8 protein-coding genes and 1 CRISPR repeat array are annotated in these 9640 nt (G+C 73.8%); of the genes, 2 read left to right on the forward strand and 6 right to left on the reverse strand.

The annotated features are described in order from the left end of the window. Positions 1–33: 33 nt before the first annotated feature. Together BGP03_RS17135 and BGP03_RS17140 are read right to left on the reverse strand one after the other, a co-directional pair. Entirely contained in the window at positions 34–1107 is a 1074-nt protein-coding gene (locus BGP03_RS17135) for a hypothetical protein (protein WP_298800712.1), read from the reverse strand. Between the two features lie 155 nt (positions 1108–1262). Next, a complete protein-coding gene (locus tag BGP03_RS17140; RefSeq protein ID WP_298800713.1) occupies positions 1263–3497 on the reverse strand; it encodes a hypothetical protein in 2235 nt (744 codons plus the stop codon). Positions 3498–3565: 68 nt separating this feature from the next. On the opposite strand from BGP03_RS17140, the gene BGP03_RS17145 reads away from it, so the two are divergent. Both BGP03_RS17145 and BGP03_RS17150 read left to right on the forward strand, forming a co-directional pair. Next, on the forward strand, positions 3566–4042 hold the full coding sequence (locus BGP03_RS17145) for a hypothetical protein (protein ID WP_298800714.1): 477 nt from the start codon (positions 3566–3568) through the stop codon (positions 4040–4042). Then, the gene (locus tag BGP03_RS17150; protein ID WP_298800715.1) at positions 4039–4404 is read left to right on the forward strand and encodes a hypothetical protein; all 366 of its coding nucleotides are present in this window, start codon (positions 4039–4041) and stop codon (positions 4402–4404) included. The genes BGP03_RS17145 and BGP03_RS17150 overlap by 4 nt, the downstream gene beginning before the upstream one ends. A gap of 37 nt (positions 4405–4441) precedes the next feature. Continuing rightward, positions 4442–4833: direct repeats of the CRISPR family, unit length 33 nt; unit sequence GTTTCTATGCCCTGTTAGTCGGGCTACTCGTAG. 196 nt (positions 4834–5029) lie between these two features. Here the strand turns inward: BGP03_RS17150 and BGP03_RS17155 are convergent. The 4 genes from BGP03_RS17155 to BGP03_RS17170 all read right to left on the reverse strand — a co-directional run. Next, positions 5030–7084, reverse strand: a complete 2055-nt coding sequence (locus BGP03_RS17155) for an RAMP superfamily CRISPR-associated protein (protein WP_298800716.1) — start codon at positions 7082–7084, stop codon at positions 5030–5032. Next, positions 7084–7692: a CRISPR-associated protein Csx19 gene (gene csx19, locus BGP03_RS17160; RefSeq protein WP_298800717.1), complete on the reverse strand. Its 609-nt coding sequence runs from the start codon at positions 7690–7692 to the stop codon at positions 7084–7086. The genes BGP03_RS17155 and csx19 overlap by 1 nt, the downstream gene beginning before the upstream one ends. Next, entirely contained in the window at positions 7689–9068 is a 1380-nt protein-coding gene (locus tag BGP03_RS17165) for an RAMP superfamily CRISPR-associated protein (RefSeq protein WP_298800718.1), read from the reverse strand. The genes csx19 and BGP03_RS17165 overlap by 4 nt, the downstream gene beginning before the upstream one ends. Before the next feature lie 34 nt (positions 9069–9102). Then, on the reverse strand, positions 9103–9640 hold a 538-nt coding region (locus tag BGP03_RS17170), incomplete at its 5' end, for a hypothetical protein (RefSeq protein ID WP_299736723.1).

The following is a 9640-nucleotide window of genomic DNA, read 5'->3' on the forward strand; positions in this document are numbered from 1 at the left end:
TCCGGTGGGGTGTGCGGGCGACTGACGGACGCGCTACGCCGCCCGGGCGCGGTCCGCGCTCCGGGCCAGCACCGCGTCGAGTGCGGCGGACCGGGCGACCAGGGTCGCGACGAACGGCGCGGGCAGCCGCCCGGCCGCCTCCGGTCCGCAGACGTGCGCGACCGCGGCGCGCACGTCCACCGCGTCGTAGGGGCGGGTGACCGGCAGCCCGGGCAGGGCCAGCAGATCGAGCAGCCACCCCACCGCGGCGCCGCGCAGGGTCGCCGCCGTCGCGGTCGCGGTGCCGCTCACGAGCCGGGCCGCCTGGACCGGGCCATGATCAGCCATTCCGTCCCAGAACGCGGCGCGCAGCTCGCCCTCCTGGCCGGGTGCGGTCGCGGGAGCGGCCGGGTCGATGAGCCGGTCACTCCCCGGCCACGGCTCGCCGACGCGCAGCTCGGAGTAGCGGGCACGCCGCGCCCGCATCGGCGCGTCGATGTAGGCGTCGCGCCACTGCGTGCCCGCGATGCGGTCGACGGCGTCGAGCACGGCGGCGACGTCGGCGATCACCTCGCGACGCAGCACGTCGGCGCGGCCGTAGTGCCGGCCCTTGGCCGCGGCGAACGCGTCGTAGGGCCAGCCCAGGGCGCCGAGAGGGGCGCGGGCGGCTGCGGCGCTCAGTACCAGTGTCAGCAGCTCGGAGGCCCAGGACGGCTCCAGTGGCGAGCCGCCGTCGAGCAGCGCGGCGCGGACCGCGCCGACGGTGCCGTCACGGCGATCGGGCTTCGCCACGCCGTACAGGCTGGCGTTCTCGGCGCGCAGCCGGTCGGTGACGAAGTGCTCGGCGCTGCGGCGGGCGTAGCCGCCGGGGTTGTCGGCCGATCGGAGACGCTCCGAGGCACCGATGTGCAGGAGCACGTCGACGAGCAGGTCGTAGCAGGGCTCGCAGGCCAGCGGTACGCGCGCACCCCCGAGCATGCGCAGGGCCGCCCGGGCGCCCGCCGGGCAGCGGTCGGCACCGGCCGCGCGGTGGGAGTAGTCGCGTGCGGGGCGGATGCCCGCCCACACCGCCGCGACGATCTCGGGGTCGGTGAAGGACGGGACGCGGTGAAGCAGAGGCTGCGGCACGGGAACCTCGCGAGGCTCGCCGGGCCGCCGCCACCAAGGAAGGGGGGCGTGCCCGGGGTTGCCGCGGAGCGGCTTCCTCGCGACCGTGGCCGCGTGTGTGGCCCGACGTGGCGGGCCGGCGCCGAGGCGCTGTGTGCTGCGGTCGGAGAGTGTGCCTAACCGGCGGGCGTGTTGTCAAGGCCGACGGCGCGCCGTACCGACGCGCCCACGTCCGCCTCGGCGAGCGCGTTCTCGATCCACCGGTACCGGTTGATTAGACCGTCCTGTGGGTAGGCCGGGCAGTGCGTCGCGGCCTGTTCGATCAGGTCCGGCGCGGACGGGGGCGGCATCGACCCGGTGACGGTGCTGATCGCGGCAGCCACCGAGATCTGCCCGTCCGGGCGGCCGTGCGTGGTGACCAGCAGGTGGCGCACCTGGATCAGGCGCGCCACCTCGGGCCGGCGGCCACGTTCGGACGTCCACGAGGCGAGCTCGCCTGCGATCTGCATCAGCCGAACCCGATCCGGCTCCCGGACCGTCACCCCAGGGGCCGGCCGGAGCCGTGCCGCACACAGCCGCAGGCGTCCGCGCAACCCGCGGGAGTCCGGTCGCCACAGACGCGCGCGCAGGTCGTCCAGTTCCGGCACGACGCTGCTCACCTCGGGCGATCCGATCGCGCACAGCCGAGCCGCGGTGCCCAGCTCCAGCCGGCGCAACGCCCTGCTCGCCAGCTCGGTCAACACCCGGTCGGCCATCAGGTAGGGCACGACGCGGTGGTAGGTCGGCTCCGATGCGTCCCGGTCGGTGCCAGCCAGCAGCACCGGCAACGCGCGGGACTGGCCGTGCCGCAGAGCCGCGACCAGAGCTCCCAGCGCGAGTTCCTTGGCGCCGATCGGGACGACCACGACGGCGTCCACATCCGGTGCGTGGCGGGCCAGAGCGGCAGTGACCGCGGACTCGGCCGCCGGCACCGACAGGCCCTCGACCGGCACCGCGTGACCCCGTACCGCACCGTGGTGAGGGCCGCCCTCGAGCACGCCGGCGGCCTGGTCGCGTGCGACGGCCAGGCTGCCGCCATCCCCGGCCGTGCCCAGCACCAGGCACGACAGGGCCGGACGACCGTCGGCGGGCAGGCCGGACTGGCGCAGCAACACCGGCCCGGCCGGCCGGGAGAACAGGGTCTGCGAGTAGGGCTCGTGGCCGGCGACGCCGGCAGTCCAGATGACCGCGACCTCGCCACTGGGCAGTCCGAGCTCGGGCAGCGCAGCCGGGCGCGGGCCCGGTTCAGGTGGCAACCGCCGCCCGAGGATCTCGATGATCTCGGGTGAGAGCGGCCGCGCCCGGTGGGCACTGTCGCCGGCCTCCTGGTTGAGCATCGAGGTCTCGCGGTCCAGCAGCCATCGGCCGGACGGCGCGTCCAGAGCGGCCCGCACCTCGCCGGTGGCGGTCCGGCGCTGACCCTGCAGGACGTTCAACACGCCGCCGAGCGTGATGATCCGCCCGGGATGGTCGCCGCGCACCGTGTCCAGCAGGTCGATGCCTGTCTCGTCCGCGGTGCGGCGGGCCCGGTACTCGGCCTCGATCCAGGCTCGCACGGCCATGCCCGCCGTCTCGTCGAGCCTCCGCAGGTCCGCGCGCACCCACTCGGCCAGGTCGGCGGCCCCACCCTGGCCGCGCGCGATCCGGTCCAGCCGTTCCGCCACCGACGCGGCGTGGTCGAGCAGGTCCCGGTCCGGCGGCGGGTGCAGCCGGCCGTGGCTCGCGAGGGCTCGGACCTGGTCGGGATAGCCCAGCCTCAGCAACCACGGCACGAGCGGCGCGACCGATGTGGGTGGGGCGAGGCTGACGTCGGTCCCGGTCTTGCTGGCCCGCAACCACAGCGGCTCGCCCGCCTCGACGATCCCGGCGGCGACCGCCAGCGACAGGCTCGTCGACGCCGAGCCCCAGCTCATCACGACGCGGCCCGGTGCCCGTACGGGGTCGCGCAGCGCGTCCCGGACCAGCCCGGCGATCTCGTCCTCGGCGAAGGTGGTCGCGGTCAGCATCCGCATCGACGTCACGCGCGGCCCGAACGCGGTCGGGACGCGGGCGAGCCCGGCGGCGAGTGCCGCGCCGATCGGCGCCGTCGCGACGCTGCGTGAGGCGGTCGTGCCGAGCAGCACGAGCGCCAAGTCCTCCCGCTCGGCCTCGAGCGACGCGGCGACCGCGGCGAGCGGCGTGCGGGCGTGGGGCCGCTGTGGTTCGTCGATCAGCTGTCCGGTGCACAGCAGGGTGGCCTGCGCGGCGGTGTCGGCGACGAGCAGTTGCTGTTCCCAGCGCTGCAGCCGCTCCCTGCGGGCCACGAGCCGGTCCTGGCGCTGGTCGGTCTGGCCGGTGTCGGATTCGCCGACCACATGCACCACGGTGAGCACGCAAGGCATCCTGCCGCACCGCGTGTCCGTCAGGCCACGGCGTCTATCCCGCCGCCCGAGGAGCTCAGATGCCACGCCGTACCCGCCACACCGCTCAGCTCACCGTCCCGACCGGTCGGACGCCGTCCCCCGCCGAACGCGACAGCGCCCACCGCGCCTATCGCGCCAGCGTCCGCCGCCTGCGCGCGGTGCGCTCCGGTGCCCCGGTCGTGCGCAGCGCGTTGCTCCCGGGCACGGTCGTGTGGGTACGCGTGGAGTTCGCCGATCGCGCCGGCTTCAAGATCCGCCCGGCCGTGGTCGTCGCGCGCGCAGCCGGTGTCGTGCTGCTGCCGTTGTCGAGCCTGCGCCCCGGCCGGCGGCTGATGGCGCTCCCCGAGCCGGTCGCGTTCCTGCCCCGGCCGAGCGGGCTCGTGCCGCGGCTGGTCCGTGTCGAGTGCGCGGAGGTGATCACCGTGGCCGGCCCGCTGTCTCCGGCCAACGCCGCGTTCGTAGGCACCGTCGCGGCGACCGTCGCCGCGGTGGTCCGGCAGGATCTCGCCGCGTGACCTTCGGCCAGGCGCGGCTGCGCAACCTCACCCCGCACGCCCTCGACCTCTGGCTCGCAGGCGGCCGGGTGCGGCTGCCGGCGGAGCTGCCCAGCCCGCGCCTGCCGTTGCGGCGCACGGTGCTCGGCTGCCTCGACACCCCACTCGGCCCGGTGCCGCTCACCGAGACCGTGCTCGACGGAGGGGTGCACGATCTGCCTGCTCCCGAGGACGGGGTGTGGCTGGTCGTTTCACGGCTGGTGGTGGAGGCCTGCCCGGACCGCGACGATCTCCTGTTCCCCGACGACGCGGTGCGCGACTCCGACAGCGCCACTGTCGTCGGATGCCGGGCGTTGGGCCGCCTCAGCCGCACCTTTTCCTGACCTTCCCAGGCGACGACATCGAAACGTTGTGCTGAATGTTCTTGTGCTCTGTTCGTCGGGCTACTCGTAGCGACTCACCTCGAGCGATGCAGCCTGATGATCTTCAAGGTTTCTATGCCCTGTTAGTCGGGCTACTCGTAGCGACCTCGCGGTGCTCCTGGCCGCTGCTACGGTGATCTGTTCGTTTCTATGCCCTGTTAGTCGGGCTACTCGTAGGGACATCGCCTACTGGGCACTGGTAACGGTCGCCGACGTTTCTATGCCCTGTTAGTCGGGCTACTCGTAGGGACTCGGGGGCCGTGAAGGCCGCTAGTATTTGGGTTTCTATGCCCTGTTAGTCGGGCTACTCGTAGGGACCCCAGGGTCATCATGGACGGATTCTGCGTCACCATGTTTCTATGCCCTGTTAGTCGGGCTACTCGTAGGGACCCTACCCCGTCGGGCGAACCTGTGACCAGCAACGATGAAGATCGTTGCGAGTAGCCTGGTGTAGTGGATCTTTGATGATCAACACTACTTCGCCCTGCTGCCTGCACGGCCTCGTGACCAGCACGGATGCGGTTGCGAGCGATCATGAGTTCCGGCCCGTTCCGGAAACGATCTGTTCCGGTCGTGATCATGCGGGTCACCGGTTCTCCGTCAGCCGGTCTCCCCGTCCGCGACGGCGCAGCACCTGCGCGTCCCCGCCCACGGCGTCCTTCTCGTTCTGCACGTACCACTCGTAGATCGGCGAGGTGCCGTTGCGCGGGTAGCGGACCGGCGTCGGAACGCCCCGGTCAGCCTTGGGGTAGCCGACGAGGGCGGCGCGCAGCACGTCGAGCACCTCGCCGAAGCCACGTCCGCGCATCCCGGCCTCGAACTCGCCGGCGAGCTCGGACGGATCGATCTTGACGGGAACGGTGGCACCGAGGGTGTCGAGGAAGGTGGACATCGCCTCGCCGTCGCAGAGGTCGACGGCGGTCGCCGTCAGCTCGACGGCGCCGAAGCCCAGCGGGCGGCCCATCCCCAGCCGGTGTCGGGCCGGACGGTCCGGCCGCCCGCACCGCAGCGGGTCGAGCAGCCACAGCAGGGCGCCGAGCTCCATCGGGTGCAGGTTGGTCACCCGGAGGGTGAACCGGAACTCGCTGTGGGGGCGCACCCACTCGTGCAGCGTGACGTTCTGCTTGTCCTGGAGCGGTCGCGGCTGGCCGTTCTCGACAGCCGGGCGGTACCGCCGCTTCGCACGGATCTCGTCGCTGTCCACCCCCTCGAGTTCGCGATGATGCGGGTAGACCTTTCGCCCGAGCAGGGCCTGCGAGGCGGCATCGAAGAAGCCCTCGCGGCGCACCCCGGAGCCCATCGGGCCGCCGTCGCCGGCGCCGAGGTAGAACCGGCCCTGCGACGGCTTGGGTGTCGAGAGCGGATCCAGTGTCAGCTCGGCGATCTCCTCGACGGCGTCGCACGCCGCGGGGCTGATCAGCTCGGTGACCCGCAGCTGGCCGCGGTGTGCCTCGGGCCCCTGGGGATCCGGCCCGCCTTTCCGGCGCCCCCGGGTCCAGCCGAACACCCGGTCGGCTGCGGACAGCTGATCGAGGCGGTCCGCGGGGTGCAGGGACGCGTCGAGCAGACGGTCCGGCGGGTCGGCATACGTCAGCCTGCTGATCATGACCGGGCGCAGTCGCGTGCGGCGGACCTCCGTCCAACATGTGACGGTGCGATCGCCGGTCGGCGGCAGGACGGTGTCCGGTCCGACCCAGGTGGGCGCCGGACCGGTGCCCACGTCGTAGAGGTGCCGCGACCAGGCCGTGCGGCCGGGTTCGTGGCCGAGGTACTCCCAGGGCGGGACGCCGCGCCCGGAGATCTCGTCCGACCGTGCGGAAACATGTACCGCCCGCTGGTCGGCGATCAGCTCGCGCAGGCCGATGACCAGGGCTTCCGCGTCGTCACCACGGATGGTGCGGCTCTCGCGCTGGGTCAGCGGCTCCGTGTTCGGGCCGCTGGACACGACCGAGGTGACGACGAGTCGTTCGGCCCGTTTCGCCCGGATCGTCGGGCCGGTGGCGTGCAGCAGGCCGCGGACGACGTGCTGCCCGGTCGCCGGGGCGGGGGCGTTGTCCGGCTGGTGGACGCCCAGTACCGACCAGGTCGCCGCATCGACCACCGCGTCGATCTCGTCGCCGTGGGCGAACCCGGCCAGCAGCCAGGTGCGGCCACCGCCCGCGGTCTCGCCCCAGGCGGTGACCGGGAAGGTCGCCGGACGGTCGACGCCGCCGGCCCGCAGCGGTCCCGGCAGCACCACCAGCCCGTCGCGGACCAGCGCCGGTCGCAGCTCGGTGCCGTCGGCCGCCGTCCGGTAACCCAACGGCCGGTGGTGCTCGAACACCCCGAACCGCGAACAGGTGGCAGCCTCGAACGCCGCCCGCATCATGCCCTTGATCTGGGTCGGAGCGAGATCGACCCGGCCGTCGTCACAGGTCGCCACCTGCAGGTGGCGGTGCCCGGCCGGATTCTCCCTGTCGGTGCGCATCACCAGCAGCGGCGTGATCACCCGCATCGTCACCTCGATCCGACCGGTCCACCGCCCCGCGTGCCAGCGATGGTGTCCGTCCGGGGGGCCGTCGCGCAGCCCGTCGGGCAGCGCGTCGCCACGGGGCCCGCGCGGCGGTGCCGGCACGAACGTGTACGGGTTGAAGAACGCCATCAGCGATCCCGCGCCGAGGTCGATCCGGCGACCCGGATTCCGAGCAGGCGTTCGTCGACAACCGCGGCGTTGCCGTGCTCATCGAAACCCACGTACTCGCGGTGGACCAGCGCGAGGTGCTCGGGCGGCCAGCCGTGTTCTCCGGTCGGCGGTTCGGGCAGCGGTCCCCATACCGGCACGTCGAGGTGGCCGAGGCGTCCCTCGCGGGCCCGGCACCAGCCGGCGGCGTCCGGGTGCTGGGTGAACCGCTGACCCCACAGGGCGTACGTGCCGTCCAGCGTCTCCTCGACCTCGGCCCGTTCGGCTCGCCAGCCGGGCAGCGGCGCCGCCGCCTCGGCCACGACGACTGCATCGCCCAGGCCCGCGCGGCGATGCAGCCAGCGCAGTTCGGCGTCCGGCCCGAACAGCCGAGCCGAGAACACGCCAGACCAGTCAGCGGTCCCCTCCGGTGTCACGGGGGTGTCGCCGTCGAGCCGGACGACGAGGTGCCGCTCGGGGGTGCTGAGCAGACCGACGGCCCGCCCGCCCAGCAGCTCCGCGGCTTCCGCGACCGCAGCGCCGAGCATCGCAGGTCCCTCCCGCACGGTCCACCACAGGTCCGCGGTCATGTCATCATCAGCTCCTCCAGTCGAGCGCCGCCCGCCACGGCACGCAGCCACGGCCAGAGGGCGTCTTCGGTGTCGAGGTCGGGCAGGCCGAGCGTCTCGCCGCCGGTGAGCCGTACCCGGCCGACCACGATCTCACCCAGCCCCCGGGTGGTGCCGCGGCCGAACCCGATGTGGCCGTCGCGCATCAGCGCGAGCGCCGTGCCGAGCAGCACCACCACCGCCCTGGTGCGCTCGGCCGGAATCCTGGCCACGTCCAGTTCGAGCACGATCGGAGCCCAGGCGACGCCCGGTGTCTCGCCGACGGTGAACAGCCGGTGCTCGGCGGCGCCGCCGGTCCAGCGGTCCAGGGCCACGTGCGTCCGCTCACGGTGCCAACCGGCGGCGGCCGCCCCGGTGCGCAGGTAACTCCGCCACGCCTGCGGAGCAACTGGATCGGCCAGAGCGCCGACGTCGGGGACCGTCAACGCCCCGGCCCGGTCGACGGAACCGAACAGGATCTCGAACGCCGGTGCCCATTCGCGCAGGTCACCGATGGCCACCGAGTCATCGGCGGGCGGGTCGAGCGGCAGGACCGTGCGCAGCACCATCTCCGCCGTGCTGCGCAGCACGCCCCTGATCGACGACCCGGGCAGTACCGGAACGAGCCCGGTTCCGGTGGCCGAACGGGTCAGCGACGGCACCACGTCGACGGACTCGCCGGGCGACCCGGTCGCGACGATGACCGGTCGCCGTGCGGTCCAGCTCACCTCGATCCGCACCAGCGGGCTGGTCGCGCCCACGGCAGCGGTGACGTCGGTCGGTGCGCCGTCGCCGCGCAGCGCGCGCAGCAGGCTCGCGCGGTTGTCGAGATCGATCTCGCGGACGGTGGCGGATACGCACTCCAGCCGGCCCAGGCCCCGCCCGCTCGCGCCGCCGATGCGCAATCCGAGTGCGCGGACCAGTGCGACCAGCTGACGGGCCGGCTCCGGAGCCGGGCCCTCGTACCGCAGCTGCAGCAGCACCTCGGTGCCCGCGGCCAGCACCATCCGCTCGTACAGCAGCCGCGTGGCCGCGGCTGCGCGCCGCCGGTCGATCCCGACCCCGGTCCGGGCCTGGATCTCGACGTCCGGACCCAGCGCAGAGTCGTCGATCACCAGGTGCCCGGCTCGCCCGTCCTCGGCCCCGGGCTCGGGACCGAACAGGTCATCGACGTGGCCGGGCAGCCAGGCGCGCGACAGCGCCCGCAGCACCCCGGCCCACGAGCTTCCCGGGATCACCAGCCGGCCCTGCCCGTCGGTGGCCAGCGGGAGGTCGGTGACGGCGTCGGCGCCGGCCGCGCCGACGTGCACCGGGGTCAAGGCCCGGAACGCGACCGTGTAGTCGTGGCGGGCGATCACGAAGCCGCCTCCTCGGGAAGGAGTACGTCGGCGGTCATCGGCGCTCCCGGCGCAACGCGTCGGCGGCGTCGGCGACGAGCGCGGCGACCGCGAACGTCACGTCGGCCGGGGTGAGCTCGTCGACGCCGTGTTCGGCGAGCAGTTCGGTCACCGGACGCTGCTCGGTGTGACCGCCGAGCAGGCCCGTCACCAGCCGCGCGACCGTGCGCTGCCCGGAGCGTCGCGGCGAGCCGTGGGCCAGCCATCCCTCGGCGTGGTCCAGGGCCCGGCGCGGGTCGGCGGCCACGGCCGCGTCGGCGGTGACGGCCCGCCAGGTGCCGCGCTGGCTTGCGCTCAGCTCCGCCAGCGCCGCGTGCAGCGCGCGGTGATCGGCACCGTCCCGGCTCGCGACGACCGCCGCGGCGACCCGGTCCCGGGCCACGACCTGCCGCAGCGACCGCAACGCCGCCCGCTCGCCGCTGTCCAGCGGGCCGCCGGCGTCGTCGATCGCGACTGCGGCGGGCGTGACGTCACGCGCGGTACAACGACCGGCCCGCAACAGGGGCGCGTCGAGCAGTACCTCGCCGAAACCC

Origin of the sequence: Pseudonocardia sp. 73-21 (genome assembly GCF_001899645.1) — a bacterium.
Taxonomy (GTDB): Bacteria; Actinomycetota; Actinomycetes; order Mycobacteriales; family Pseudonocardiaceae; genus Pseudonocardia.

Bases quoted from the DNA above. Each gene is read 5' to 3' on its own strand.
- csx19 (WP_298800717.1), bottom strand. From the start codon at position 7,692: ATGACCGCGGACCTGTGGTGGACCGTGCGGGAGGGACCTGCGATGCTC.
- BGP03_RS17155 (WP_298800716.1), bottom strand. From the start codon at position 7,084: ATGGCGTTCTTCAACCCGTACACGTTCGTGCCGGCACCGCCGCGCGGG.
- BGP03_RS17145 (WP_298800714.1), top strand. From the start codon at position 3,566: ATGCCACGCCGTACCCGCCACACCGCTCAGCTCACCGTCCCGACCGGT.